Source organism: Ramlibacter sp. MMS24-I3-19, assembly GCF_050320135.1.
GTDB lineage: Bacteria > Pseudomonadota > Gammaproteobacteria > Burkholderiales > Burkholderiaceae_C > Ramlibacter.
Map to the genome: position 1 here is coordinate 3,861,794 of NZ_CP190017.1, position 25,140 is coordinate 3,886,933.

The 25,140-nt window shown below is 68.7% G+C and carries 20 protein-coding genes and 1 pseudogene; 5 read left to right on the forward strand and 16 right to left on the reverse strand.

The window, feature by feature from the left end:
• Window positions 1–7: 7 nt before the first annotated feature.
• From ACPWT1_RS19135 to ACPWT1_RS19160, 6 genes are all read right to left on the reverse strand, one after another.
• On the reverse strand, window positions 8–1,543 hold the full coding sequence (locus ACPWT1_RS19135) for a malonate--CoA ligase (RefSeq protein WP_427912715.1): 1,536 nt from the start codon (window positions 1,541–1,543) through the stop codon (window positions 8–10).
• Window positions 1,544–1,639: 96 nt separating this feature from the next.
• Window positions 1,640–2,623, reverse strand: a complete 984-nt coding sequence (locus tag ACPWT1_RS19140) for a Bug family tripartite tricarboxylate transporter substrate binding protein (RefSeq protein WP_427912716.1) — start codon at window positions 2,621–2,623, stop codon at window positions 1,640–1,642.
• A gap of 47 nt (window positions 2,624–2,670) precedes the next feature.
• On the reverse strand, window positions 2,671–4,035 hold the full coding sequence (locus ACPWT1_RS19145; RefSeq protein WP_427912717.1) for a malonyl-CoA decarboxylase: 1,365 nt from the start codon (window positions 4,033–4,035) through the stop codon (window positions 2,671–2,673).
• Window positions 4,032–4,700: a GntR family transcriptional regulator gene (locus tag ACPWT1_RS19150; RefSeq protein WP_427912718.1), complete on the reverse strand. Its 669-nt coding sequence runs from the start codon at window positions 4,698–4,700 to the stop codon at window positions 4,032–4,034. Before ACPWT1_RS19150 ends, ACPWT1_RS19145 begins: the two co-directional genes overlap by 4 nt.
• 181 nt (window positions 4,701–4,881) lie before the next feature.
• Entirely contained in the window at window positions 4,882–5,721 is an 840-nt protein-coding gene (gene lgt / locus ACPWT1_RS19155) for a prolipoprotein diacylglyceryl transferase (protein ID WP_427912719.1), read from the reverse strand.
• A 20-nt stretch (window positions 5,722–5,741) separates the two neighbouring features.
• The gene (locus tag ACPWT1_RS19160; RefSeq protein ID WP_427912720.1) at window positions 5,742–6,656 is read right to left on the reverse strand and encodes a LysR family transcriptional regulator; all 915 of its coding nucleotides are present in this window, start codon (window positions 6,654–6,656) and stop codon (window positions 5,742–5,744) included.
• Between the two features lie 103 nt (window positions 6,657–6,759).
• On the opposite strand from ACPWT1_RS19160, the gene ilvD reads away from it, so the two are divergent.
• Both ilvD and ACPWT1_RS19170 read left to right on the forward strand, forming a co-directional pair.
• On the forward strand, window positions 6,760–8,454 hold the full coding sequence (ilvD, locus tag ACPWT1_RS19165) for a dihydroxy-acid dehydratase (RefSeq protein WP_427912721.1): 1,695 nt from the start codon (window positions 6,760–6,762) through the stop codon (window positions 8,452–8,454).
• Window positions 8,455–8,664: 210 nt separating this feature from the next.
• Window positions 8,665–10,161, forward strand: coding sequence for an FAD-dependent oxidoreductase (locus tag ACPWT1_RS19170; protein ID WP_427912722.1), 1,497 nt, complete (start codon window positions 8,665–8,667; stop codon window positions 10,159–10,161).
• A gap of 21 nt (window positions 10,162–10,182) precedes the next feature.
• On the opposite strand, the gene ACPWT1_RS19175 is transcribed toward ACPWT1_RS19170, so the two are convergent.
• The gene (locus ACPWT1_RS19175) at window positions 10,183–10,422 is read right to left on the reverse strand and encodes a TIGR04438 family Trp-rich protein (protein WP_427912723.1); all 240 of its coding nucleotides are present in this window, start codon (window positions 10,420–10,422) and stop codon (window positions 10,183–10,185) included.
• Between the two features lie 111 nt (window positions 10,423–10,533).
• Between ACPWT1_RS19175 and ACPWT1_RS19180 the strand changes: the two genes are divergently transcribed.
• Window positions 10,534–10,839, forward strand: a complete 306-nt coding sequence (locus ACPWT1_RS19180; protein ID WP_427912724.1) for a c-type cytochrome — start codon at window positions 10,534–10,536, stop codon at window positions 10,837–10,839.
• Window positions 10,840–11,001: 162 nt separating this feature from the next.
• Here the strand turns inward: ACPWT1_RS19180 and acs are convergent, their stop codons facing one another.
• Window positions 11,002–12,987, reverse strand: coding sequence for an acetate--CoA ligase (gene acs, locus ACPWT1_RS19185; RefSeq protein ID WP_427912725.1), 1,986 nt, complete (start codon window positions 12,985–12,987; stop codon window positions 11,002–11,004).
• Between the two features lie 167 nt (window positions 12,988–13,154).
• Between acs and ACPWT1_RS19190 the strand changes: the two genes are divergently transcribed.
• Window positions 13,155–13,769, forward strand: coding sequence for a YqhA family protein (locus ACPWT1_RS19190; RefSeq protein ID WP_427912726.1), 615 nt, complete (start codon window positions 13,155–13,157; stop codon window positions 13,767–13,769).
• A gap of 30 nt (window positions 13,770–13,799) precedes the next feature.
• Here the strand turns inward: ACPWT1_RS19190 and ACPWT1_RS19195 are convergent, their stop codons facing one another.
• From ACPWT1_RS19195 to ACPWT1_RS19215, 5 genes and pseudogenes are all read right to left on the reverse strand, one after another.
• Complete coding sequence (locus ACPWT1_RS19195) at window positions 13,800–14,276, reverse strand: hemerythrin domain-containing protein (protein ID WP_427912727.1); 477 nt, start codon at window positions 14,274–14,276, stop codon at window positions 13,800–13,802.
• 14 nt (window positions 14,277–14,290) lie between these two features.
• Window positions 14,291–16,711, reverse strand: coding sequence for a catalase (locus ACPWT1_RS19200; protein ID WP_427912728.1), 2,421 nt, complete (start codon window positions 16,709–16,711; stop codon window positions 14,291–14,293).
• A 122-nt stretch (window positions 16,712–16,833) separates the two neighbouring features.
• Complete coding sequence (locus ACPWT1_RS19205; RefSeq protein WP_427912729.1) at window positions 16,834–17,847, reverse strand: aldo/keto reductase; 1,014 nt, start codon at window positions 17,845–17,847, stop codon at window positions 16,834–16,836.
• Between the two features lie 4 nt (window positions 17,848–17,851).
• Window positions 17,852–19,323 (reverse strand): annotated as a pseudogene (locus ACPWT1_RS19210) (M81 family metallopeptidase).
• A gap of 46 nt (window positions 19,324–19,369) precedes the next feature.
• Window positions 19,370–20,323 carry a Gfo/Idh/MocA family oxidoreductase gene (locus tag ACPWT1_RS19215; RefSeq protein WP_427912730.1) on the reverse strand — a complete coding sequence of 318 codons (954 nt, stop codon included), beginning with the start codon at window positions 20,321–20,323 and terminating at the stop codon, window positions 19,370–19,372.
• Between the two features lie 191 nt (window positions 20,324–20,514).
• Between ACPWT1_RS19215 and ACPWT1_RS19220 the strand changes: the two genes are divergently transcribed.
• Window positions 20,515–22,686 (forward strand): C1 family peptidase, encoded by a 2,172-nt coding sequence (locus tag ACPWT1_RS19220; RefSeq protein WP_427912731.1) that lies wholly within the window; start codon window positions 20,515–20,517, stop codon window positions 22,684–22,686.
• Between the two features lie 143 nt (window positions 22,687–22,829).
• On the opposite strand, the gene ACPWT1_RS19225 is transcribed toward ACPWT1_RS19220, so the two are convergent.
• The 3 genes from ACPWT1_RS19225 to ACPWT1_RS19235 all read right to left on the reverse strand — a co-directional run bounded on the left by ACPWT1_RS19225 (window position 22,830) and on the right by ACPWT1_RS19235 (window position 25,136).
• Window positions 22,830–23,681 carry a class III extradiol dioxygenase subunit beta gene (locus tag ACPWT1_RS19225; protein WP_427912732.1) on the reverse strand — a complete coding sequence of 284 codons (852 nt, stop codon included), beginning with the start codon at window positions 23,679–23,681 and terminating at the stop codon, window positions 22,830–22,832.
• Window positions 23,682–23,769: 88 nt separating this feature from the next.
• Window positions 23,770–24,150 carry a protocatechuate 4,5-dioxygenase subunit alpha gene (gene ligA, locus ACPWT1_RS19230; protein WP_427912733.1) on the reverse strand — a complete coding sequence of 127 codons (381 nt, stop codon included), beginning with the start codon at window positions 24,148–24,150 and terminating at the stop codon, window positions 23,770–23,772.
• A gap of 59 nt (window positions 24,151–24,209) precedes the next feature.
• Window positions 24,210–25,136: an amidohydrolase family protein gene (locus ACPWT1_RS19235; RefSeq protein WP_427912734.1), complete on the reverse strand. Its 927-nt coding sequence runs from the start codon at window positions 25,134–25,136 to the stop codon at window positions 24,210–24,212.
• Between the last annotated feature and the right edge of the window lie 4 nt (window positions 25,137–25,140).

Here is a 25,140-nt window from a genome sequence, read left to right on the forward strand (position 1 = left end):
GCGTCAGTCAGCCCTGGAACAAGGCCTTGTGCTGCTCCCGCAGGAGGTTCTTCTGCACCTTCCCCATCGTGTTGCGCGGCAGTTCCTCGACCACGAAGCAGCGCTTGGGGATCTTGAAGTTGGCCAGGCGCGCCTTCAGCGACGCGATGATGTCCTCGGCCTGCAGCGACGCACCGGACTTGCCGACCACCACGGCCACGCCCACCTCGCCGAAGTCGGGGTGCGGCACGCCGACCAGCGCGCTCTCGGCCACGCCGGGCATCTCGTTGATGTAGCCCTCGACCTCGGCCGGGTAGACGTTGTAGCCGCCGCTGATGATCAGGTCCTTGCTGCGGCCGACGATGCTGACGTAGCCGCGCTCGTCGACCTTGCCGACGTCGCCGGTCCTGAACCAGCCGTCGCTGGTGAATTCCTCGGCGGTCTTCTCCGGCATGCGCCAGTAGCCCTTGAACACGTTCGGGCCCTTGACCTGGATGCCGCCGATCTCGCCGGTGGGCAGCTCGCCGCCATCGTCACCGACCACGCGCAGCTGCACGCCAGGCAGCGGGAAGCCGACGGTGCCAGCGCGCCTCTCGCCCAGCTTCGCGTCGTACGGGTTGGACGTGAGCATCACCGTCTCGCTCATGCCATAGCGCTCGAGGATGGTGTGTCCAGTGCGCTCGCGCCAGGCATTGAAGGTCTCGGGCAGCAGCGGCGCCGAGCCGGCGATGAACAGGCGCATGGTGCGGACCGCTTCGCGCGTCAGCGCCGGCTCGGCCAGCATGCGCACGTACAGCGTCGGCACGCCCATGAAGATGGTGGCGCGCGACATCGCGGCGATCGCCTTCTTCGGATCGAACTTCGCCTGCCACAGCATGGTGCTGCCATTGAGCAGCGCACCATGCAGCGCGACGAACAGGCCATGCACGTGGAAGATCGGCAGCGCGTGGATCAGCACGTCGCCGGACTGCCAGCCCCAGTAGTCCTTGAGCACCTGCGCGTTGGACAGCAGGTTGCCGTGCGTGAGCATCGCGCCCTTGCTGCGCCCGGTGGTGCCGCTGGTGTAGAGGATTGCCGCCAGGTCGTCGGCGGACCGTTGCGCGATCTCGTGCCGGTCGCTGTGCACGGCGGCGCGATCGAGCAGCGAGCCGGTGCGGTCGTCGCCCAGCGTGAACACGTTGTGCGTGCCGGCCTGGAACGCGATCTTGCTCACCCAGCCGAAGTTCTTCGGCGTGCAGACCACCACGGCCGGTTCGGCGTTGCCGATGAAGTACTCGATCTCGGCGCTCTGGTAGGCGGTGTTCAGCGGCAGGAAGACGTAGCCGGCGCGCAGCGTGGCCAGGTACAGCAGCATGGCCTCGACCGACTTTTCCACCTGCACCGCGATGCGCGAGCCCTCGGGCAGCTGCAGGGACTGCAGCAGGTTGGCCAGCATGGCGGTGGCACGCTCGATGTCGCGCCAGCTGTAGGCGAGTTCGTCGTCGGTCTCGACGGCGATGGTGTCGAGGTCGGCAGGGAATCCGGCGCGAAGCGCCGCGAAGAGGTTCTGGTTGGGGGTGCTCATTCGGGTCGGAAGGCGTGCTGGCGGAAGGCGTTGGCGGCGATGGAGTCCGCCGCGCGGGCAGCAGCATAGCGGGGCGCGCCGGCCCCGCCCCGCACTTCAATCGAGCTTGGCACCCGAGGCCTTCACCACGGCGGCCCAGCGCTTGACCTCGCCCGACACGAAGGTGCCGAACTGCTGCTGCGTGAGGTTGGGAAATTCGGCGCCCTGCTGCGCCCAGATCGCCTTGAGTTCGTCGGTCTGGATCGCCTTGCGCACTTCGTCGACGATGCGCGCCTGCAGGTCGGCCGGCGTGCCCTTGGGCGCCCACAGGCCATACCAGGTGCTGACCACGTAGTCCGGCAGGCCCACCTCGGCGGCGCTGGGCACGTCCGGGATGGCGGCGTTGCGCTTGTTGCCCGCGACCATCAGGGCCTTGATGCGGCCGCCCTTGATGTGGTTGGACGAGGATCCGAGGCCGTCGAACATCATGTCGACGTTGCCCGCGATCAGGTCCTGCAGCGCGGGACCCGCCCCGCGGTACGGGATGTGGGTGATGAAGGTGCCGGTCTGCTGCTTGAACAGCTCGCCCGCGAGGTGGTGCGAGGTGCCGCTGCCGGCCGAGCCGTAGTTGTACTTGCCCGGGTTGCGGCGCAACTGCTCGAGGAAGGCCTTGACGTTGGGCGCGTCGACGCGGCGCGGATTCACCACCACCACCTGCGGCACGCTGGCCACCAGCGTGAGCGGCACGAAGTCCTTCTCCAGGTCGTAGTCGAGGCGGGGATACATCGACGGCGCGATGGTGTGGTGCACCGCGCCCATGAACAGGTTGTAGCCGTCCGGCGCGGCGCGCGAGGCCAGCGTGGCGCCCACCGTGCCACCCGCGCCGCCGCGGTTGTCGATGACCAGCTGCTTGCCCGTCTGCTTGGCGAACTGCGCCGCCAGCGGTCGCGCGAAGGCATCGGTGCCGCCGCCGGCCGGGAACGGCACGGTCATCATGACCGGCTTGGCGGGCCACGTGCTCTGACCGAACGCCACTGGCGACAGCGCCGCGAGGCTGGCCGCGCCCAGCAGGTCACGCCGGGTCATACCGGACTGCATCATCTTTCTTCTCTCCTGTGCTTGTGTGGGAGCTGCCGGTGGCAGCGTCCTCAACCGTACAGGGCTTCGATGGCGCTCGAAATCGGGATTTGCCCCTGCGAGAGCATGGCGCGGTGCTTGTCCAGCCGCTTCGGGTCGTACAGGTAGTTCACCATCAGGCCGTACGACTGCTTGATGCCCTTGGGCGAGGGATCCGCAGCCCAGTTGAGGCGCTCCACGCGTGCACCGTTGCCCAGGTGGAAGCGCGCCACCGGATCGCAGGGCTTGCCCTTGTCGGTTTCCTTGCCCAGGTAGCGGGCGGCCAGCGCGAGCAGTTGCGCGCGCTCGGGCGACTTGGGCCCCAGCGACAACGGCTGGTCCAGCGCCTGCAGCAGCGACGCCGGGGCGTTCTTCTGCATCCACTGCCGCAATCCCGGGATCGGCGACAGCGTGGCGAAGGTCTTGAGCCGCGGGAATTCGGCCTTGAGCGTCTCGGCCACGCGCTTGATCAGCGAATCGCCGAAGCTCACGCCACGCAGGCCGGCCTGCGTGTTGCTGATCGAATAGAAGATCGCGGTCGTTGCCTTCGACAGGTCCGCCGGCTCGGCCGACTCGTCCAGCAGCGGCGTGATGCTGTCACTCACCTCGCCGGTCAGCGCCACCTCGACGAAGATCAGCGGCTCGCCATCGAGGCTGGCATGGAAGAACGCGTAGCAGCGCCGGTCGCTGTCCAGGCGGTTCTTCGCGTCGCCCCAGCTGCGGATCTCGTGCACCGCCTCGTACTTGATCAACTTCTCGATCAGCGAAGCCGGCGAGTCCCAGCTGATGGTGCGCAGCTCGAGGAAGGCGACGTCGAACCAGGTGGAGAACAGGCTCTCCAGTTCGGCGTCCAGCGCGAGCAGGCGCCGGTCTGATTTCAGCTGCGGCAGCAGTTCGGCGCGCAGGTCCACCAGGAACCGCATCCCGCCCGGATAGCCGGCGAAGCGCTGCAGCAGGCGCGTGCGCGGCGACTGCACCGCGCGGCGCAAGGCGATCTCGGCATGCGCTTCTTCGGGCGTGCCGAGCGCGGCTTCATAGCGCTCACGCGCCGCCTTGACCTTCGACGGGTCGGCCGCGAACTGCTCGCTCATGAGCAGCCAGCAATCGCGCCGTTCCTCGGTGGTCGCCTTCGCGTACCAGTCGGCCAGCGCATGGGCCCGGCGCGCGCCTTCCACCTCGCTCACGCGCGGATCGACGATGGCCTGCAGCTCCGACAGGGTGCGGCGCAGCACGCGCGGCGAAAGCGCCTCCTGGTGCCGGCGCAAGGTGGCCTGCAGCCGTTCGCGCGTGGTGCGCGGCACGCGCTCGGCCACGGCCGCATCGGCGGCCACTGCCCGCGGCTCGAGGCCCGGCCGCAGCAGCGCCGCACCCTTGGTGAACCATTCGCTCGTCCTCATCCCGCCACCTTCCTGCGCTCGTCGCGCGTCAATTCGCGCAGCGCCTCGCGCTGCCGCGTGATGTGGGTGCGCATGGCGGCCTCGGCGCCCTGCGCATCGCGTGCCTTCAATGCCGCGAACACCGCCAGGTGTTCCGACAGGCTCACCGCGAGACGACCCGGTGCGCGCAACTGCTGCTGGCGGGCCAGCCGCAGGATCTTGCGCAGGTCGCCGATCACCTGCGCCAGCCAGCGGTTGCCGGCCAGGCCGATGATGGCCTCGTGGATCGCGAAGTTCGTCTCGTAGTAATCGTTGATGCGACGGGCCTTCGCGTGCCGCGCCAGCCGCTCGTGCAGGACCTGCAGCCCCTGCAGCTCGGCGTCGGTCGCATTCAGCGCGGCCTCGTGCGCGCAGCGGCCCTCCAGCAGCGCGATGACCGGGAAGATCTCGTCCAGGTCCTGCTCGGTCACTTCGGCGACGAAGCAGCCGCGCCGCGGCTCGTGGCGCACCAGGCCCTCGGCGGTGAGCACCTTCAGCGCTTCGCGCAGCGGCGTGCGCGAGATCTGCATCGCCTCGGCGAGCGCCACCTCGTCCAGGAAAGAGCCGGGCTCGAGCTCGCCGTCGAAGATGCGCTGCCGCAGGGCGTGCGCGACTTCGGCGTGGAGGGAGCTGGGGACGACTCGCATGGCGGGCTCTGTAATTACGGATAATTATGGAGCTCGACCTGCCCGGCTGTGCGGTATCCGCGGGTAAGCCCCGAGGCGGCTTGCGATGGGCGGCCAGGCCCCGTCCTGTCGCGTTGGATCGATGCCGAGCGCGCGTGACACGCGGCACGGCGGCGTGGAATCGCCGCCGCGCGCGACGGCGCTACACCGCGTCGGCGCGGCGCACCGGCTGGGCGCGGCGCTCGGCCCACAGCCACAAGCCGATGCCGACCAGGATCATCGGCACGCACAGCCACTGGCCCATGCTCAGGCCGGTCTGCTGCTGCAGCCATTCGAGGTACGAGTCGGGCTCGCGGAAGAACTCGGCGATGAAGCGAAACGCGCCGTAGCCGACGAGGAACAGGGCCGACACCTGCGCCTCGCGCCGCTGCCGCCGCGCATAGAGCCACAGCAGGACGAAGAGCAGCACGCCCTCCATCAGGAACTGGTAGACCTGCGACGGATGCCGCGGCTGAGGCCCCGCCTGCGGGAACACCATCGCCCAGGGCAGCGACGGGTCGGCCAGCCGACCCCACAGCTCGCCATTGATGAAGTTGCCCACGCGGCCGGCGGCCAGCCCGAGCGGCACGCAGGGCGCGACGAAATCCATCACCTGCCAGAACGGCTTGCCGCGCGAATGCGCGTACCACCACTGCGAGGCGATGACGCCCAGCATGCCGCCGTGGAAGCTCATGCCGCCCTTCCACACCGCGAAAAGCTCGAGCGGATTGGCGGCGTAGTACGCCGGCTTGTAGAACAGGCAGTAGCCGAGGCGGCCGCCGACGATGACGCCGAGCACGCCGAGGAACAGCATGTCGTCGATGTCGCGGCGGCTCCAGGCGCCGGGGCCCTGGATGGAGGCGTACGGCTCGTGCCGCAGGCGGCGATTGGCGAGGAACAGGAAGATCGCGAACGCGGCCAGGTACGTGAGTCCGTACCAATGCACGGCCAGCGGTCCGAGGCGGAACGCGATCGGGTCGATCTGCGGGAAGTGAAGCACCATGGAGCGATTGTGCCCAAGGCTCATGCTGCGCCTGCGCGGGCGCGGGCGAACTCGACAAAGCGCGCCAGCGCGCCCGAGCCTTCGGTACGCCACACCAGCGTGGTCTCGCATTGCGGCAGGCGCGTGCGGGCACCGGGCGGCGCGCGGTAGACCACGCCCTGCCGCTGGAACTCGCGCACGCTCTGCGGCACCCAGGCGATGCCCAGCCCGGCCGAGACCAGGTTGACGATGGTCTGCATCTGGATCGCCTCCTGGGCCACCAGCGGCTCGCGGCCCGCCGCGTGGTACATGCCGAACACCGCGTCGTGCAGCGACGGCAGGATGCGGCGCGGGAACATCACCAGCGGCTCGGCCAGCACGCGCGCCAGCGGCAACGTGCGCGCGGTGGCCAGCGGATGCTGCTCGGGGATCGCCAGCACCAGCGGCTCGCGCGTGACGCGCAGGTGCTGCAGGCCGGGCGGCACGAAGCCCGGCGAATGCAGCAGGAAGCCGGCATCGAGGTCGCCGCGTTCCAGGCCGGGCAACTGGACGTCGCCGGTGGCTTCCAGCAGGTCGAGCTGCACGCGGGGATGGGCGGCCCGGAACGCGCGCACCCAGGTGGGCAGGAGCGTGAAGCCGACGGTAGAGACGAAGGCGAGGCGCAGCCGCCCCGCTTCGCCCTGCGCGGCCGCGCGCGCTTGCGCTGGCAGCGCCTGCGCCCGGGCCAGCAGTTCGTGCGCCTGCGGCAGCAGCGCCTCGCCGGCTTCGGTGAGCTGCACGCTGCGCTTGGTGCGGTCGAACAGGCGCACCTGCAGCAGCCGCTCGAGCTGCGCGATGGCCTGCGTCAGCGGCGGCTGCGTCATGTGCAGCCGCTGCGCCGCGCGGCCGAAGTGCAGCGTCTCGGCGACGGCGACGAACTGGCGCCACAGGCGCAACTCGATCCACGGTGTGCTCATATGCCTGGCATATTAATCGGCGCCAGAAAATGGATTGGAAGCAATCACCGCCGCGGCGCATACTGGCGCCCTTTTCGCGATTTCGCCTCCCGGAGCACACACCATGGCCGAGCAGAAGATCCACCTGCACCTGCGCAGCGACAACATCACCCAGGGCAAGTCCCGCGCGCCCAACCGCTCCATGTACTACGGCATGGGCTACAAGGAGACGGACTTCGGCAAGCCGATGGTCGGCGTGGCCAACGGGCACAGCACCATCACGCCGTGCAACAGCGGCCTGCAGAAGCTGGCCGACGCGGCCGTCAAGGGCATCGAGGAAGCCGGCGGCAACCCGCAGATCTTCGGCACGCCCACGATCAGCGACGGCATGGCGATGGGCACCGAAGGCATGAAGTACTCGCTGGTCAGCCGCGAGGTGATCGCCGACTGCATCGAGACCTGCGTGCAGGGCCAGTGGATGGACGGCGTCGTCGTGGTCGGCGGCTGCGACAAGAACATGCCGGGCGGGATGATGGGCATGCTGCGCGCCAACGTGCCCGCGATCTACGTCTACGGCGGCACCATCCTGCCGGGCAAGTGGAAGGGCCAGGACCTGAACATCGTCAGCGTGTTCGAAGCCGTGGGCCAGAACGCGGCGGGCAAGATCAGCGACCAGGAACTGAAGGACATCGAGCAGCACGCCATTCCGGGCACCGGCTCGTGCGGCGGCATGTACACCGCCAACACCATGAGCTCGGCGTTCGAGGCGCTGGGCCTGTCGCTGCCCTACTCGTCGACGATGGCCAACCCGCACGACGAGAAGCAGAACTCCGCCAAGGAGTCGGCCAAGGTGCTGATGGAGGCGATCCGCAAGGACATCAAGCCGCGCGACATCGTGACGAAGAAGGCGCTGGAGAACGCGGTGGCGGTGATCATGGCCACCGGCGGCTCGACCAACGCCGTGCTGCACTTCCTGGCCATCGCACATGCCGCGGGCGTGGAGTGGACGATCGACGACTTCGAGCGCATCCGCCAGCGCACGCCGGTGATCTGCGACCTCAAGCCCTCGGGCAAGTACCTCGCGGTCGACCTGCACGAGGCCGGCGGCATCCCGCAGGTGATGAAGCTGCTGCTCGACGCCGGCCTGCTGCACGGCGACTGCCTCACCATCAGCGGCAAGACGATCGCCGAGGTGCTGAAGGACGTGCCGAGCCAGCCGCCGGAGGGCCAGGAGGTGATCCGGCCCATCAGCGACCCGATGTACAAGCAGGGCCACCTCGCGATCCTCAAGGGCAACCTGTCGCCCGAAGGCTCGGTGGCCAAGATCACCGGCCTGAAGAACCCGGTGATCACCGGGCCGGCGCGCGTGTTCGACGACGAGCAATCGGCGCTGCAGGCGATCCTTGACGGCAAGATCAAGGCCGGCGACGTGATGGTGCTGCGCTACCTGGGCCCCAAGGGCGGCCCCGGCATGCCCGAGATGCTGGCGCCCACCGGCGCGCTGATCGGCGCAGGGCTCGGCGAGAGCGTGGGCCTGATCACCGACGGCCGCTTCTCCGGCGGCACCTGGGGCATGGTGGTGGGCCACGTCGCGCCCGAAGCAGCCGCTGGCGGCAACATCGCGCTGGTGCACGAGGGCGACACGATCACCATCGACGCGCACAAGCTGCTGCTGCAGCTGAACGTGCCCGACGCCGAGCTGGCCAGGCGCCGCGCCGCATGGAAGGCACCAGCGCCGCGCTACACACGTGGCGTGCAGGCGAAGTTCGCGTTCAATGCGAGCAGCGCGAGCAAGGGTGCGGTGCTGGACCTGTACTGATCTTCCGGTGTCATTGCGGGCTTGACCCGCAAGCCAGCCCGGCGGTCGGCCACGCGCCGTCGCTGGATGCCGGCTCAAGGCCGGGATGACACGGGTTCCACGACGGCCGAGCAGGCATCCGTCCACGGCTCGCAGCGCATGGATGCCCTCCTACAGGGTCGACCGCATGGCGCCTCCTAGGATCGTCCGATCCCACGTTCAGGAGACGCCATGGACACCACTTCCGTGTGGCGCGCGACCGCGTCGACGCCCGGCTTTGCCATGCTGCAGGAGGAGCTGCAGTGCGACGTGCTGGTCGTCGGCGGTGGCATCACCGGCGTGACGCTCGCGCTGCTGCTGGCCGAGCAGGGACGCAAGGTCGTGCTGCTCGAAGCGGGCGAGATCGGCAGCGGAACCACGGGCCATTCCACCGGCAACCTCTACGTCACGACCAGCCAGGGCATCTCGGACATCGCGTCGCGCTGGGACGAGCAGGTTGCGCGCGAAGTCGTGGCGCAGCGCAAGGCCGCGATGGAGTTCGTCGAGCTGCAGTGCCGGCAGAACACCGCGGCCGCGTTCACGCGCTGCCCGCTCGTGCTCTACGCGCGCGAGCTCGCCGACAACGATGGCGTGGAGCAGGAGCGGCAGGCGCTCGCGAAGGCCGGCTGCCTGGTGCGCCAGGCCGACAGCGTGCCGGCGGGCCTGCCGATGCCGCGCGGGCCGGTGATGGTGCTGGAAGACCAGGCGCAGTTCCATCCGCAGGCCTACGTCGCCGACCTGGCGCGGCGCGCGGCGAAGGCCGGTGCCTCGATCCACGAGCACTCGCGCGTGCTGGAGCTCGACACGAAGAACCGCACGGCCATGACCGCCTCGGGCAGCGTGAAGGCGGGCGAGATCGTCCTCGCCACCCATTCGCCCAAGGGCGTGCACCTGGTGCACGCGGAGATGCCGGTGCATCGCGAGTACGTCGTCGCCTTCGAGGCGGGCGCCAGCGATCCCGGGCCCGGCATCTTCTGGTGGCAGGGCGAGGAAGGCCTGTCGATCCGCATGCTGGGCCATGACGGCAAGCGGTACGTGATCGCCGCCGGGCCCGAGCAGAAGGTCGGACTGCACAACGCCAAGGCTTCGCTGATGGCGGTCGAGACACTCGCGACCCAGGTGCTGCAGCCGGGGGCGGCGGTGCATCGCTGGTCGGCCCAGAACTATCGCTCGCACGACGGCCTGCCCTACATCGGCCGCGACCATACGGGCTGCTTCATCGCCACCGGCTTCTCGACCGATGGCCTGACGTGGGGCACCCTCGCCGCGCGGGCGATCGCGGCGCAACTGGCCGGGCAGAAGGACGCGTTCGCCGAGCGCTGCTCACCGGGGCGCTTCACGCCCATCAAGGGGGGCAAGACGCTCGTGGAAGAGAACGTGACGTCCGCGACGACGCTGGTGCAGGACTGGCTCACGCGCGGGCAGCACGAGCACCTGTCCAGCCTCGAAGCGGGCGACAGCGCGATCCTGGAAGCCGAAGGGGAGACGTTTGCGGCCTACCGCGCCGCCAACGGCGAGCTGTTCGCCGTGTCGCCCGTGTGCACGCACATGGGCTGCAAGGTGCGCTGGAACAGCGTGCAGACCAGCTGGGACTGTCCGTGCCACGGCAGCCGGTTCCGGCCGGACGGCAGCGTGATCGAAGGACCTGCGATCGCGCCGCTGCGGCGCAAGCAGGTCAGGCTGGATTGATCGTCGACGCGAGCGCCAGGCTCAGCGCTTGCGCTTGAGGACGCCCATGGCCTCGCGGCTGCGGTCGATGCGAGCCTGCTTGCGCTCGTTCTCGCGCTGGACGGCCTTGCGCTTGGTGTAACCGGACCAGTCGGCCCAGGACCACCAGGCGACCGCCAGGGCGAAGGGAGACAGGACCGCCCACCACGACCAGTCGGCAACGACGCCGAACTCGAGGTATTTCATGGCCAGCAGCAGGATTCCCAGGCCCAGGAACAGCATTCCCCAACTCCTCTTCGGGCCCGGCGGCTTTACCGAACGGTGACGGTCACGTCAACCGGGCTCACTACAATCACGTTCAAGGACTGTACCCCAACCACAGAGGATCACCCCATGAAACGTGTCCTGTTCGCCACTGCCATCGCGCTGCTGGCCACTGGCCCGGCACTGGCCGACCAGGCGCTGGCCACGGCCAAGAACTGCATGGCCTGCCATGCCATCGACAAGAAGCTCGTCGGCCCCGCGTACAAGGACGTGGCCGCCAAGTACGCCGGCCAGCCCGGCGCCGTCGACAAGCTCGCCGCCAAGATCCAGAAGGGCGGCTCGGGCGTCTGGGGCCCGGTCCCCATGCCCGCCAACACGCAGGTCAACGAGGCCGAAGCCAAGAAGCTGGCCGCCTGGGTGCTGACGCTGAAGTGACCTGACCCAGCCAGAGAAGAAAAGCCCGCGCAAGCGGGCTTTTTTGTCTGGCGCTTCAGGTCATCCCCGCGAAGGCGGGGATCCAGCGCAACGCGCTACGTACCGTGAACAGCAGACGGACGCCTTGGATTCCCGCCTCCGCGGGAATGACGGAGTCGCGGGTCAGAGCTTCTCCGCCAGCTGCTCCAGGATCGCCGGGTTCTCCAGCGTGCTCGTGTCCTGCGTGATCGCCTCGCCCTTGGCGATGCTGCGCAGCAGGCGCCGCATGATCTTGCCGCTGCGGGTCTTGGGCAGGTTCTCGCCGAAGCGGATGTCCTTGGGCTTGGCGATGGGCCCGATCTCCTTGGCCACCCAGTTGCGCAAGTCGTTGGCGATCTGCCTGGCCTCCTCGCCCGTGGGGCGCTGGCGCTTGAGCACGACAAACGCGCACACCGCCTCGCCGGTCAGGTCATCGGGGCGACCCACCACCGCGGCCTCGGCCACGAGGTCGGTCTTGGCCACGAGCGCGGATTCGATCTCCATCGTCCCGAGCCGGTGGCCCGACACGTTGAGCACGTCGTCGATGCGGCCCGTGATGCGGAAGTAGCCCGTCTTCGCGTCGCGCACCGCGCCGTCGCCCGCGAGGTACGTCTTGCCCCCCATCTCTTCCGGGAAGTAGCTTTTCCTGAACCGCTCCGGATCGTTCCAGATGGTGCGGATCATCGACGGCCACGGCCTCTTGATCACCAGCATGCCGCCCGAGCCGTTCGGGATGTCCTTGCCGGTCTCGTCGACGATGGCCGCCATGATGCCCGGCAGCGGCAGCGTGCACGAGCCCGGCACCAGCGGCGTCGCGCCGGGCAGCGGCGTGATGACGTGCCCGCCGGTCTCGGTCTGCCAGAACGTGTCCACCACGGGGCAGCGTTCGCCCCCGACGTTCTTGTAGTACCACATCCACGCTTCCGGATTGATCGGCTCGCCCACGCTGCCAAGGATGCGCAGCGACGACAGGTCCCAGTTCTTCGGATGCACCTTGTCGTCGGTCTCCGAGGCCTTGATCAGCGAGCGGATCGCCGTCGGCGCCGTGTAGAACAGCGAGACCTTGTGCTTCTGGATCATCTGCCAGAAGCGCCCCGCGTGCGGGAACGTCGGGACACCCTCGAAGATCACCTGCGTCGCACCCGCGGCCAGCGGACCGTAGGCGACGTAGGTGTGGCCCGTGATCCAGCCGATGTCGGCCGTGCACCAGAACACGTCCCCCGGCCGCAGGTCGAAGGTCCAGTCCATGGTGAGCTTGGCCCACAGCAGGTAGCCGCCGGTGGAGTGCTGCACGCCCTTGGGCTTGCCCGTCGAGCCCGAGGTATAGAGGATGAACAGCGGATGCTCGGCATTCACCGGCACCGGCGCGCACTCGCTGCCCTGCCCCTTCAGCACGTCGTCGAACGTCCGGTCGCGGCCCGCGACCATGTTGCAGGCCGTCGGCGTGCGCATGAACACCAGCACCGACTTCAGCGTGGTGCACCCGCCCATGTCGATGGCTTCGTCGACGATCGCCTTGAGCGGCATCTCCTTGCCGCCCCGCATCTGGTAGTTGGCCGTGATGACGGCCACCGCGCCCGCATCGATGATGCGTTCGTTGAGCGCCTTGGCCGAGAAGCCGCCGAACACCACGCTGTGCGTGGCGCCGATGCGTGCGCAGGCCTGCATGGCGACGACGCCTTCCACCGTCATCGGCATGTAGATGATCACGCGATCGCCCTTGCCGATGCCCTGCGCCTTCAGCGCGTTGGCGAACTGGCCGACGCGGTCCAGCAGCTGCCTGTAGGTGACTGTGGACACCGCGCCGTCGTCGGCCTCGAACACGATGGCCGTCCTGTTCTCGACCGGCGTGCCCATGTGCCTGTCGAGGCAGTTGGCCGAAGCGTTGAGCTCGCCGTCGTCGAACCAGCGGTAGAACGGCGCCTTCGACTCGTCCAGCGTGCGCGTGAACGGCCTGGTCCAGCTGATGTTCTCGCGCGCGAGCCTGGCCCAGAACCCCTCGAAGTCGCGCGCAGCGTCCCTGCACATCGCCTGGTAGGCCGGCATGCCGGAGATGCGGGCGCCCTTGACGGCGGACTCGGACGGCGGGAACACGCGGTTCTCGACCAGGACGGACTCGATGGCGCTCATGGGTGTCTCCGGGTTGGCTTCTCGCGGCGGTACTGTCGAATCAGGCACTTACAGGCCACTGACTGGCTGGGAGCTTACTAAGCCGGCGCGATTCCGGCTCGCCACTCGGGGGAAAACTACAATCGCCGCGCAATCAAAAGAACTCATCCGCCCTTCGACAAGCACGCATGCAAGACCCTCATCTCCCGCAAGGCCGCGGTCCCTCGCTGGGCCCCCTGCCCTCCCTGATCTTCGCCAGCCGCTGGCTGCAGCTGCCGCTGTACCTCGGCCTCATCGTCGCGCAAGGCGTGTACGTCGTGCACTTCCTGCTGGAGCTGTGGCACCTGGTCGAGGCGGCCGCTGGCAGCCAGACCGCATTGCAGCAGCTGGTCACCAGCATCGGCTACCGGCCCAGCGCCGAGGTCAGCGCGCTCAACGAGACCATGATCATGCTGGTCGTGCTGGCGCTGATCGACGTGGTGATGATCTCCAACCTGCTGATCATGGTGATCGTCGGCGGGTACGAGACCTTCGTCAGCCGCATGAACCTGGAAGGCCATCCCGACCAGCCCGAGTGGCTGAGCCACGTGAACGCCTCGGTGCTGAAGGTGAAGCTGGCCACGGCCATCATCGGCATCAGCTCGATCCACCTGCTGAAGACCTTCATCAACGCGGCCAACTACTCGGACAAGGTGCTGGTCGCGCAGACGGTGATCCACATCACCTTCCTGCTGTCCGCGATGGCCATCGCGATGACCGACCGGCTGCTGGTCGGCCCGGCCGGCGAGGTCGAGAAGCACTGAGCATCGCGCGGCGCGGCGTGACATCGCCGCTCAGGCCGCCGCAGCCATCAAGGCCTGCTGCCGCTCGCGCAGCTGTTCGGCCAGCGGGCCCAGCTGGCCGGGCATGCCGGCTCGCGCCTTCGGGAACAGCTCGTCGCGTTCTTCCTTGACGTGGTGCTCGATCTCGCGCGCCAGTTCGGCGACGAGCTCGTCCATCTCCGGACCGGCGGACCCGCTCGCCTGGATCCGGGCGATGAGGTCCTTGGCCTGCTGGTGTTCCTCCTCGGCCTCGTCCAGCAGGTCGGCGGCCTCGGGGACGGCTTCGCGCAGCGCCGGGTAGAAGATCTCCTCCTCGATCTGCGCATGCACGGTCAGCGCCTCGCAGATGCGCATCGCGATCTGCTGGCGATCGCCAGCACTCTCCTGCGGCATCGCGGTCGCCAGTCGTGCGTACTCGACGAACAGGTGCTTGACCGCCAGATGGTCGGCGTCGAGCAGTTCGCAGGCATCCATGTCGAACATCGGCATCGGGTTTCTCCAGGTCAGAGCAGCGGCGGGTCGGTCTCGCGGCCAAAGTGGCGGTGCATGGCCAGCGCGCCGATGAACGCCGTCGCCCCGGCGGCGGCATTCGCGGCGTCGGCCAGCAGCAGGCCGGTGACACCCTGCTCCTGGCTCTTGTCCATCGCCGCCGGCAGCCCGGCGCGCATCAGCAGCAATTGCGAAGAACCCAGGGCGAGGATCGGCTTGCAGTGGCGGAACTGGTCCCGGATGAACTCGACGGTGTGGCCGTCCTGGCCGAGCGCCGCCACCGCTTCGTCGCCGTCCGGCAGCACGAGCGCGTCGAAGAGGAACCCCGGCTCGTTCTCCATCGACGCATCGGCCTCGATGGACTCGCCCGCCGCCGTTTCGAACGCCCCGATGCGCGGCCCCACCAGCCGCGCCACCGCGCCCTGCTCGACCAGCATGTCCTGCACGCGCAGCAGCGACGTGGCCTCGACGCCGCCGGCCACCAGCAGCGCCACCTTGCGGCCACGGATCGAGCCGTCGCCGGGGCGTGCGAGCAGCGACAGCGCCAGCGACTTGCGCACCTCGGGCTCCGCGGGATTCGGCATTGCGAGCGGCAATGGCTCGGGCAGCTCCATCCCCAGGCCCTTCGCGACTTTGCGGGCCAGCGGCTCGGAGGCGTTGCGCAGGGAAGCCACCATGCGCTCGCGGATCGCGGGCACCGTCACCTTCGACAGCTCGAAGCGGAACGCGTTGGCGATGTGGTCCTGCTCCACCGGCGTCTGGCTCTCGAAGAACAGCCGCGCCTGCGTGTAGTGGTCGGCGAACTTCTCCGGCTTGGCGCGCACCTTGCCCTGCTCCTCCTCCGCGCGCAGCCGCGCCGGCACCGACACGAAGCCCTGCGCACCGGCCTGGAACGGGCAGCCGCCAGCGAGCGAGTTCGGCTCGTACGACACACGTCCGCGCGCGATCGCCTGCCTGTGGAAGCCGTCGCGCTGGTTGTTGTGCACCTGCGCGATCGGCGCGTTGATCGGAATCTCGTGGAAGTTCGGACCGCCCAGCCGGCTGATCTGCGTGTCGACGTACGAGTGGATGCGTCCGGCCAGCAGCGGGTCGTTGGAGAAGTCGATGCCGGGGATCACGTGTGCCGTGCAGAAGGCGACCTGCTCGGTCTCGGCGAAGAAGTTGTCGGGATTGCGGTCCAGGACCATGCGGCCCACCGGGCGCAGCGGCACCAGCTCCTCCGGCACGATCTTCGTCGCATCGAGGATGTCGAAGCTGAACTGCTCCGCCTGCTCCTCGGTGAAGACCTGCAGCGCCAGCTCGTACTCCGGGTAGGCGCCCGATTCGATGCGCTCCCACAGGTCGCGGCGGTGGTAGTCCGGATCGGCGCCGGAGATCTTCACCGCCTCGTCCCACACCAGCGAGTGCGTGCCGGCGACCGGGTTCCAGTGGAACTTCACGAACACCGACTCGCCCGCCTCGTTGACCATGCGGTAGGTGTGCACGCCGAAGCCCTGCATCGTGGCGAAGCTGCGCGGGATGGCGCGGTCGCTCATCACCCACATCAGCATGTGCGTCGATTCGGGCATCAGCGACACGAAGTCCCAGAAGGTGTCGTGCGCGCTGGCGGCCTGCGGCATCTGGTGGTGCGGCTCGGGCTTGACCGCGTGCACGAGGTCGGGAAACTTCATCGCGTCCTGGATGAAGAACACCGGCATGTTGTTGCCCACCAGGTCCCAGTTGCCCTCGTCGCTGTAGAACTTGACGGCGAAGCCGCGCACGTCGCGCGCCGTGTCCTTGGAGCCGCGCTCGCCGGCCACGGTCGAGAAGCGCACGAAGACGGGGGTGCGCTTGCCGCGCTCGCGAAACGGCGCGGCCCGCGTGATGTCGGTCAGCGGCTCGTAGCACTCGAAGAAACCGTGCGCGGCCGAGCCACGGGCGTGCACGATGCGCTCGGGGATGCGCTCGTGGTCGAAGTGCGTGATCTTCTCGCGCAGGATGAAGTCTTCCAGCAGCACCGGCCCGCGGGTGCCCGACTTCAGCGAGTTCTGGTTGTCGGCGATGGGCACGCCCTGGTTGGTGGTCAGCCGCTGGCCCGAGGAATCCACCCGCACCCGGTCCAGCGGGGCGATGGTGGCGTTGCGTCCCTCGGGTGCGACGGTGCCCACCTTGTCGGAGGTGTTCTGCTCCGACAGCGTGCTGGCCAGGGGCAGGCGCGAGGCCGCTTGCGCGGTGGCGCCCTCGGGCGGTTGCAGTCCGTTGTCGAAGCCGTGCTCGGCAGCCTTGTTCGGGTTGGAAGACATGCCGGCCGCGAGGTCCTGTGTCTGCGCGGCCTTCTCCGCAGGCAGGTCGCTCTGGCCTGCGCGGCTGACGCGGCTCGGGCCGCTGTCGGTGTTGCGGGCCGCGGACTTGGCGGCGGCGCGCGGCGCCGGCGGCGCCTTCGGGGTCTTGGGCATCAAGGTTCCAGTCTGGCGGCGACACCGCAGCGGCTAGACGGTAGGGGAAGGTCCCTGCCCGACCTGTAGGAACGGATGCCGTCCGGCGCGCCCGGTCCCGGCACGGCCGCGCCACACGTGCGTCACGCGGGCGCCGCGAACTCCTCCGTGTCCACCTCGCTGCGCGCCTGCGCGCCGTAGCGATGGCCGCTCACCGTCTGCTGGTTGATGTGGGCTTCGAGGCGCGCGAACAGTCCTGCATCGAGACGCACGTCCGCGGCAGCGAGGTCCTCGTGCAGGTGCGCCACGTTGGTCGTGCCCGGGATCGGCACGATGTGCGGCGCCTTCTGCAAGAGCCAGGCAAGCGCCAGTTGCGCGGGCGTGCAGCCGGCCTCCGCGGCCAGCGCCTTGTACCCGGGCAGCAGTTGCAGGTTGCGCGCGTAGTGCTGCGGATCGAAGCGCGGCATGGTGCGGCGGATGTCCTTCGCCTCGAGCGTCGACACGTCGTGCAGCGCATCGCACAGGAAGGCCCGGGCCATCGGGCTGAAGGCGACGAAGGCCGCCCCCAGCTCGCGGCAGGCGTCGAGCACCGCGATCTCGGGATTGCGAGTCCAGAGCGAGTACTCGGTCTGCACCGCCGCGATCGGATGCACCGCGTGGGCCTTGCGCAGCGTGGCGGCGGACACTTCGGACAGCCCGAGCGCGCGCACCTTGCCCTGCTCCACCAGCCGGCTCATGGCGCCGACGCTCTCCTCGATCGGCACCCTCTTGTCCCAGCGGTGCAGGTAGTACAGGTCGATCACGTCGGTCTGCAGCCGCCGCAGGCTGTCCTCGCAATTGCGCCGGATCGCCTCCGGACGGCCGTCGATCACGCGACGCAGCACGCCATCCTCGCCGGGCACGCCGGCCATGCCGCCCTTGCTGGCCAGCGTGAAACGCCGGCGGTGCGGCTTGAGCACGCGGCCGACCAGCGTCTCGTTGGCGCCGAAGCCATAGAGGGCCGCGGTATCGAACAGCGTGACACCGGCGTCGAGCGCGGCCAGCAGCAGCCGCTCGCCCTGCTCGGGCGACGGCGGCGTGCCGTAGGCGTGGCTGAGGTTCATGCAGCCCAGGCCGATGGCGGTGACTTCGAAGGGGCCGATGGTTCGGTTGTGCATGGGATCAGACTCCGTCCAGCGGATAAACCGGCCGCTGCAATCGCTCGTAGGGGAACAGGCTGTAGTCGGAACTGGTGACCCCGGCACTGTCGCATTCGACGAGGGCCGCCGACAGGGGCTCGAACACGGGCCGGCAGTACATCCGCGACTTGAGCAGGATGAACCGGTGCGCTGACACGTCGACATCGACACAGGTGAAGATGCCCAGGTCCCACGGCTCGTGCGGCAGCTCGGACACGACGATGCGCGCGTCGCCGGTGTCGAGCACCGCCGTGCGGCCCATCGAGCAGCGCGCGCCCGTGTAGATGGGGCCGGTGACCGTGTACGAGCCGTCGGAGAGGGCGCGCACGATCCCGCGCACGCGAAGCGGCGTCTTCTCCAGCCCCAGCCGGGACAGCGACACCTTGTTCCCGAGTTGCAGTTCGATGGTCTTGCCGACCCCCGCGGCGAACATGGCCGCCACGGATTCCGGGTCCGCGATGGGACCGGCGGCCACGTCCCGCAGCCCGGCCACCAAGGCGGCGTCGAGGACGTCCGTGGTGTCACACGTCCCCCGGACATGCAGTTGTCGCCGTGGTCCAGCAGCAGCACCGGCTTGTCGGCACTCGCCGAGATCCCCCGTGCGCGCTCGAGCGAACGGGCCAGCGGTTCGGCGTGGTAGATGAAGCCTTCCCGATGGGCCCAGATCTCCTGCGCGATGCGGTCGGCGACGGTCTTCGCGCGGTCGATCCCTGCGGCATCCGCATGCCCGGTCACCACGACGCTCATGCACGGCGCTTCGATGTCGGCGAGGGGAAATCCCGCGAAGACGGTGGCCGCGGGGATGCCATCGGCCTCGGCTTGCCTGGCGCTCTCCACCGCGTGCTGCATGGTTCCGGCGAGGGTGGTGCTGCGCAAGGTATGGCACAGCAGGGGCACGCGCTTCCACTGCACGGCAAAACGCGCCTGCCCATCGGCCATCTGCAGCAGCAGCCGCGCCACGTGCTCACCGGTCTCGTACATGTCGATGTGCGGGTAGGTCTTGAAGCCCACCATCACGTCGGCGTTCTCCACCATCCGGCCGGTCACGTTGCCGTGCAGGTCGAGCGCGACCCCGACGGGAACGCCGGGTGCCGCTGCGCGCACGCGGACCAGCAACTCGCCCTCGCCGTCGGCCTGGTGCTCGGCCACCATGGCGCCATGCAGGTCGAGCAGGATGGCGTCGCAGCCCGGCGCGGCGTCGACGATGGCATCGCACATCCGCTCGTATGCCGCCCTGTGCACGGGTCCGCTCGGGTTGGCCATGGCCGACAGCGGCGTGACAACGGTGGCGCCGCGACGCCGGGCAGCGTCCAGGAACGCCGACATCGCCGTTCGCATCCCGGTCTGGCTCTGGCGGGCCGCCTCCCCGAACTGCGGATCGAAGGACGCGAGCGGCGTGGGAACCGGCGAGAACGTGTTCGTCTCGTGGTTCATGCGTGCGATCAGGATCTTCATGGTGGCGTCCAGCATGAAACCCGGCGCCGCCCGCGTCTACGGGAACTCACCCTAGCTGCTTCTCCAGCTGGTCCAGAACCTCGTAGCACGGCAGCACCTTCGCCACGCTTGCGTTCGGCTCGCGCCCCTCGCGGATGGCGGCGATGAACTCGCGGTCCTGCAGCTCGATGCCGTTCATGGACACGTCGACCTTCGACACGTCGATCTTCTCGTCCTTGCCGTTGAACAGGTCGTCGTAGCGCGCGATGTACGTCGCCGTGTCGCCGATGTAGCGGAAGAAGGTGCCCAGCGGGCCGTCGTTGTTGAACGAGAGCGACAGCGTGCAGATGGCGCCGTTCTCGGCCTGCAGCTGGATGCTCATGTCCATCGCGATGCCCAGCGTGGGATGCACCGGTCCCTGGATCGCGTTGGCCTTCACCACGCGGCTGCGGGTCTGGTACTGGAACAGGTCCACGGTGTGCGCGGCGTGGTGCCACAGCAGGTGGTCGGTCCAGCTGCGCGGCTGCCCCAGCGCATTCATGTTGGTGCGGCGGAAGAAGTAGGTCTGCACGTCCATCTGCTGGATGTGGAACTCGCCGGCCCGCACCTTCTTGTGCACGAACTGGTGGCTCGGGTTGAAGCGGCGCGTGTGGCCGACCATCGCCACCTTGCCGGTGGCCTTCTGCGTCTCGACCACGGCCCGGCCGTCGGCGAGTTTGTCGCACAGCGGGATCTCCACCTGCACGTGCTTGCCGGCCTTCAGCGCCGAGATCGACTGCGCGGCGTGCATCTGCGTCGGCGTGCACAGGATCACCGCGTCGACGTCGGGACGTGCGAGCGCTTCGTCGAGGTTGGTGGTGACGTGCTTCGCGCCGTACTTCGTCGCGACCTCCTGCGCCTTGGGCAGTTCGCGGCCGATGATGGAGACGATCTCGACGCCGTCGATCAGCTTCAGGGCATCGAGGTGCTTGATGCCGAACGCGCCGGGACCGGCCAGGGCGATGCGGATGGGTTGGGTCATGCGGAGCTCCTTGGGATCCGGCGATTGTGCGCGGCGCCCCGCTGCGAGGGGAACGGGCAGCCCGGGCTAACAGCTAGAACGGCGCCGCATAGCTTCGCCGCGCGGCGGCACGGTTCGGCAGGTGCCGGCGTGACACGGCTTGACCCCAACCGAACAATGGCCGGGCCAACCCACCCCTGAAGGAGGACGCCATGGCCCAGCCCAAGCCGCGCATCTTCGACGCCAGGCCCGACCGCCTGGACCTGCGCGACCTGCCGTACCGCCCACCCTTGCGATCGCTGCCTCCCACCTGGCCCAGCGATGCCGACATCGGCAAGTTCATCCCGAGCTACGTGACACAGGGGCTGGTGCTCGACCAGGGGCGGCAAGGCGCCTGCACCGGCTTCGGCCTCGCGTGCGTGGCCAACTACCTGTTCTGGGTGCGACACGTGGCCGCGGGCACGAAGACGCCGTTCCTGCCGGTGAGCCCGCGCATGCTGTACGAACTGGCCAGGCGCTACGACGAGTGGCCCGGCACCGACTACGAAGGCTCCAGCTGCCGCGGCGCGCTCAAGGGCTGGCACAAGCACGGCGTGTGCAGCGCGCCGGTGTGGCCCTACAAGCTCGCGCGTGACGGCGAGGCCGTGTTCGTGCGGCCAGAGGCCGGCTGGGAACTCGATGCAGCCGCGCGGCCGCTGGGCGTGTACTACCGCATCGACCGGTCGTCCATCGTCGACCTTCAGGCCGCGATCCTCGACATCGGCGCGATCTACGTGTCAGCCAGTGCGCACGATGGCTGGGACGCGCTGACCAGGCATGCGGGGACATCGTCGATGCCCCGGCGCCATGCCGACCTGCCCGACATCGCGCCGGTGACGAAGAAGGGCAGCCTGGGCGGCCACGCGTTCGCGCTCGTGGGCTACAACGAGCGTGGCTTCGTGGTCCAGAACTCGTGGGGCACCAGCTGGGGCGCCTCCGGGTTCGCGGTGCTGCCCTACGACGACTGGATCGTGCACGCCACCGATGCGTGGGCCTGTGCCCTCGGCGTGCCAGCCCTGGTGCGCGACGGCCGCGGCAGGTCCCCGCGACCTCTGGCTTCGTCGCCATGGCGGTTGGGCCGCAGCGGTTCGATGTCGGACCTGGACCGGCGCAGCCTGCAGGACGGCAATCCGCCCGACGATCCCTGGCCCATCGACCGGCCCTTCACGCACGCCGAGTACCGGCCCTGGAGCACCGCCGCGGCCTACGAGCACAGCCTGGTCACGGGCAACGAGGGCCGCCTGGAACAGACCGACTTCACCCGCGACCCCGCCGATGCGGACGGCCTCGCACGCCAGATCGTGCGCGACGCGCCGCGCCTCTGGCTCGAAGCCAGCGGGCGCACCACGCTCAAGCTGGTGGTCTATGCGCACGGTGGCCTGAACAGCGAGGAGGAAGCCATCCAGCGCAATCGCGTGCTCGGCCCCTGCTTCGAGGCCAACGGCATCTATCCGCTGTTCCTCACGTGGAAGACCGGGCCGGCCGAGACCATCAGCGACATGGTCCAGGACTGGGCGCGCCGCATCATCGGCGACGAGGCCGCGCGGTCGAGGGACGTGCTGGAAGCACTGGGCGACGCCAAGGACCGCGCGGTGGAAGCGGTCGCCCACGTGCTGGGCAAGGGCCTGTGGACCGAGATGCGCAGCAACGCCGAGGCTGCCGCGCAGAACGGCCATGGCCTCGACCTGCTGCTGCGCCACCTGCTCGGCCTGCGCGACGAACTGGAGGCGGCCCACCGCGCGCTCGAAGTGCACGTGGTCGGCCATTCGGCCGGCAGCATCCTGCTCGGCCACCTGCTCTCGCTGGCAGCCGCGCAGCCCGCGCCGCTCCAGGTGAGGACCGGCACGCTGCTGGCCCCGGCATGTTCGGCGGCGTTCGCGAACCGGCACTACGTGGGCGCCGACCAGGCGCAGGTGCTGAAGCTGGCCAACCTGTGGCTGCACGTGCTGAGCGACGAGAACGAGAAGGCCGACGGGCTGCCCACGCCGTCACTGCCCGCCTATGGCAAGTCGCTGCTGTACCTGGTGTCGCGCGCCCTGGACGACGTGCGCAAGCAGCCGCTGCTGGGCATGGAACGCATGCAGCTGCCGCAGTACGCCGACGACAGCGACCAGTGGGATGCGGGCCAGCTGCCCGAAGTGGCGAAGTGGCAGGCCGCCTGGCCGGGCGCCGCGGGCGGCCTGCTGCGCGTGGTGAAGGAACCGGACGTGCGCACCACGAAAACCGGCGAACGCGAACCGGCCACGCACGGCTCGTTCGACAACAGCATCGAGGCGATGATGTCGACGATCGAGCGCATCCGAGGCAGCGGGCTGGTGGCGCCGCTGGAGTGGCTGGATTACTGAGGCGTCGGAAGGCGGACTGCTGGAACGCAAAAGACGCAAAAGCGCGCAAAAGACGCGAAAGAAAACCTTCAAAAGGTCTTCTGATCTTTTGCGTCTTTCGCGTCCTTTTGCGTCTTTTGCGTTCCGGTAGCCCGCTCCCGCGTTCAGTTCTCCAGGATCAGGTGCCCCACCGCCGTGTTTGACGCGGGCACATGGTAGAAGCGGTGCTTCAGCGTCGGCTTGCGGCCACCCGCGACATCGGCCATCGCGCCACGCGCGATCAGCCACATCACCAGCTCGATGCCTTCGCTGCCCGCTTCCTCGACGTACTCCAGGTGCGGCACCTTGGCGAGGCCCTCGGGGTCGTCGATCAGGCGATCCAGGAAGCGGTTGTCCCACTCCTTGTTGATCAGGCCGGCGCGCGGTCCCTGCAGCTGGTGGCTCATGCCGCCCGTGCCCCAGATCTGCACCTTGAGGTCGTCGTCGTAGGTCTCGACCGCCTTGCGCAGCGCCTGCCCCAGGCGGAAGCAGCGCATGCCGCTGGGCACCGGGTACTGCACCACGTTCACCGCGAACGGGATCACCGGGAACGGCCACTGCTTCGTGTCGCCGCACATCAGCGACAGCGGCACGGTCAGGCCGTGGTCCACGTCCATCTTGTTCACCAGCGTCAGATCGAAATCCTGCTGGATGACCGATTGCGCGATGTGCGCGGCCAGCTCGGGATGGCCCTCGACGTCGGGCACGGGCCGCGGGCCCCAGCCTTCATCGGCGACCTTGTAGTGCGCCGCCGTGCCGATGGCGAAGGTAGGGATCATGTCCAGGCTGAACGCGGTCGCGTGGTCGTTGAAGACCAGGATCACGACGTCGGGCCTGTTCTCCTTCATCCACTGGCGGCTGAACTCATAACCGCCGAACACCTTCTGCCAGTACGGCTCCTGCGTCTTGCCCAGGTCCATCGCGGCGCCGATGGCCGGCACGTGCGAGGTGTAGACGGATGCGGTGATGCGAGCCATGTTTTGTCTCCGACGAGCCGCCTCTAGGAGGCAAAAGCCCCCTCGGGGGGCAGCGAGTTCACGAAGTGAGGAGCGTGGGGGCTGTCGGTCATTTCCCTTCGCGGCCCCACGTGGGAGCGCGGCCGCCGGCGACCATCATGTCGCGGTACTGTTCTTCGGTCATCCCCGTCATCGAGCCGGCCATCTGCTGGAAGCTCTTGCCGTCGGTGGCGCCGATCTTGGCGAGGAAGTAGATGTTGCCGCCCAGCGCGATCATGCGGTTCATGTCGCGCGCCAGCACGGCCTGCTTCTGCTCCTCGCTCATGGCCCATTCGTCCAGGTAGGCGCGCTCGTTCTTCTTGAACCGCTCGCGGTTGTCGGCCTTCATCAGCGACATCGCGAACTGGTTCAGCCAGTAGCCCTTGCGGCTCTGGTCGGCATCGAAGATGGTCGTGCCGGGCACGTTCTTGTACGGCTTGTCCAATGGCATGGTCGTTCCTTGGGGACAGGCCAGCGTAGCGCAACGGCGCGCGCCGGCCTTGTCCTGCGTCAATTGCCCCAGTACAGGCGCGTCGGGTTGTCGACCAGCAGCTTCTGCTGCAGCTCGGGCGTCGTGGCGATGTGCGGGATGAAATCCACCAGCAGCCCGTCGTCGGGCATGTGGCCCTTCAGGTTCGGATGCGGCCAGTCGGTGCCCCACAGCACGCGGTCGGGGAAGCTCTCGACCACCTTGCGCGCGAACGGCACCACGTCGCGGTAGGCGTTCTGCTCACCGCCCAGCGCCGGCGGTCCGGACACGGACAGGCGCTCGGGGCAGCTCACCTTGCTCCACACGTTCGGATGCTCGCGCATGAACTTCAGGAACAGGCTGAACTCGGGCCCGTCGATCGGCTTGCTGACGTCGGGGCGGCCCATGTGGTCGACCACGACCGTCGTGGGCAGGCTGGTGAAGAAGTCCCACAGCTCGGGCAGGTCGACCGCCTCGAAGTAGATCACCACGTGCCAGCCCAGCGGAGCGATGCGGCCTGCGATCTCCAGCAGTTCGTCCTTGGGCGTGAAGTCCACCAGCCGCTTGACGAAGTTGAAGCGCACGCCGCGCACGCCCGCCGCATGCATCGCCTGCAGTTCCTGGTCGGTGACGCTGCGCTTCACGGTCGCCACGCCCTTGGCCTTGCCGTTGGAGCGTTGCAGCGCGTCGACCATGGCACGGTTGTCGGCACCATGGCAGGTGGCCTGCACGATCACGTTCTTGTCGAAGCCCAGGTGATCGCGCAACGCGAACAGCTGCTGCCAGCTGGCGTCGCACGGCGTGTACTTGCGCTCGGGCGCGTAGGGGAACTGCGCGCCCGGGTCGAACACGTGGCAGTGCGCGTCGACGCTGCCCGGCGGCAGCTTGAAGCGCGGCTTGCTCGGGCCCTCGTACCAGTCCAGCCAGCCCGGCGTCTTCTCGAATCCGCCGCTCGTGGGTTTGCTCATGGCG

What these genes read in the sequence shown, in the direction of transcription:
- ACPWT1_RS19175 (WP_427912723.1), bottom strand. Translation starts at nt 10,422, where the DNA reads ATGCTGTTCCTGGGCCTGGGAATCCTGCTGCTGGCCATGAAATACCTC.
- ACPWT1_RS19215 (WP_427912730.1), bottom strand. Translation starts at nt 20,323, where the DNA reads ATGACCCAACCCATCCGCATCGCCCTGGCCGGTCCCGGCGCGTTCGGC.
- ACPWT1_RS19160 (WP_427912720.1), bottom strand. Translation starts at nt 6,656, where the DNA reads ATGAGCACACCGTGGATCGAGTTGCGCCTGTGGCGCCAGTTCGTCGCC.
- ACPWT1_RS19170 (WP_427912722.1), top strand. Translation starts at nt 8,665, where the DNA reads ATGGACACCACTTCCGTGTGGCGCGCGACCGCGTCGACGCCCGGCTTT.
- lgt (WP_427912719.1), bottom strand. Translation starts at nt 5,721, where the DNA reads ATGGTGCTTCACTTCCCGCAGATCGACCCGATCGCGTTCCGCCTCGGA.
- ACPWT1_RS19180 (WP_427912724.1), top strand. Translation starts at nt 10,534, where the DNA reads ATGAAACGTGTCCTGTTCGCCACTGCCATCGCGCTGCTGGCCACTGGC.
- ACPWT1_RS19150 (WP_427912718.1), bottom strand. Translation starts at nt 4,700, where the DNA reads ATGCGAGTCGTCCCCAGCTCCCTCCACGCCGAAGTCGCGCACGCCCTG.
- ACPWT1_RS19135 (WP_427912715.1), bottom strand. Translation starts at nt 1,543, where the DNA reads ATGAGCACCCCCAACCAGAACCTCTTCGCGGCGCTTCGCGCCGGATTC.
- ACPWT1_RS19220 (WP_427912731.1), top strand. Translation starts at nt 20,515, where the DNA reads ATGGCCCAGCCCAAGCCGCGCATCTTCGACGCCAGGCCCGACCGCCTG.
- ligA (WP_427912733.1), bottom strand. Translation starts at nt 24,150, where the DNA reads ATGCCATTGGACAAGCCGTACAAGAACGTGCCCGGCACGACCATCTTC.
- ACPWT1_RS19190 (WP_427912726.1), top strand. Translation starts at nt 13,155, where the DNA reads ATGCAAGACCCTCATCTCCCGCAAGGCCGCGGTCCCTCGCTGGGCCCC.
- ACPWT1_RS19145 (WP_427912717.1), bottom strand. Translation starts at nt 4,035, where the DNA reads ATGAGGACGAGCGAATGGTTCACCAAGGGTGCGGCGCTGCTGCGGCCG.
- ACPWT1_RS19195 (WP_427912727.1), bottom strand. Translation starts at nt 14,276, where the DNA reads ATGCCGATGTTCGACATGGATGCCTGCGAACTGCTCGACGCCGACCAT.
- ilvD (WP_427912721.1), top strand. Translation starts at nt 6,760, where the DNA reads ATGGCCGAGCAGAAGATCCACCTGCACCTGCGCAGCGACAACATCACC.
- acs (WP_427912725.1), bottom strand. Translation starts at nt 12,987, where the DNA reads ATGAGCGCCATCGAGTCCGTCCTGGTCGAGAACCGCGTGTTCCCGCCG.
- ACPWT1_RS19235 (WP_427912734.1), bottom strand. Translation starts at nt 25,136, where the DNA reads ATGAGCAAACCCACGAGCGGCGGATTCGAGAAGACGCCGGGCTGGCTG.
- ACPWT1_RS19140 (WP_427912716.1), bottom strand. Translation starts at nt 2,623, where the DNA reads ATGATGCAGTCCGGTATGACCCGGCGTGACCTGCTGGGCGCGGCCAGC.
- ACPWT1_RS19225 (WP_427912732.1), bottom strand. Translation starts at nt 23,681, where the DNA reads ATGGCTCGCATCACCGCATCCGTCTACACCTCGCACGTGCCGGCCATC.
- ACPWT1_RS19200 (WP_427912728.1), bottom strand. Translation starts at nt 16,711, where the DNA reads ATGCCCAAGACCCCGAAGGCGCCGCCGGCGCCGCGCGCCGCCGCCAAG.
- ACPWT1_RS19205 (WP_427912729.1), bottom strand. Translation starts at nt 17,847, where the DNA reads ATGCACAACCGAACCATCGGCCCCTTCGAAGTCACCGCCATCGGCCTG.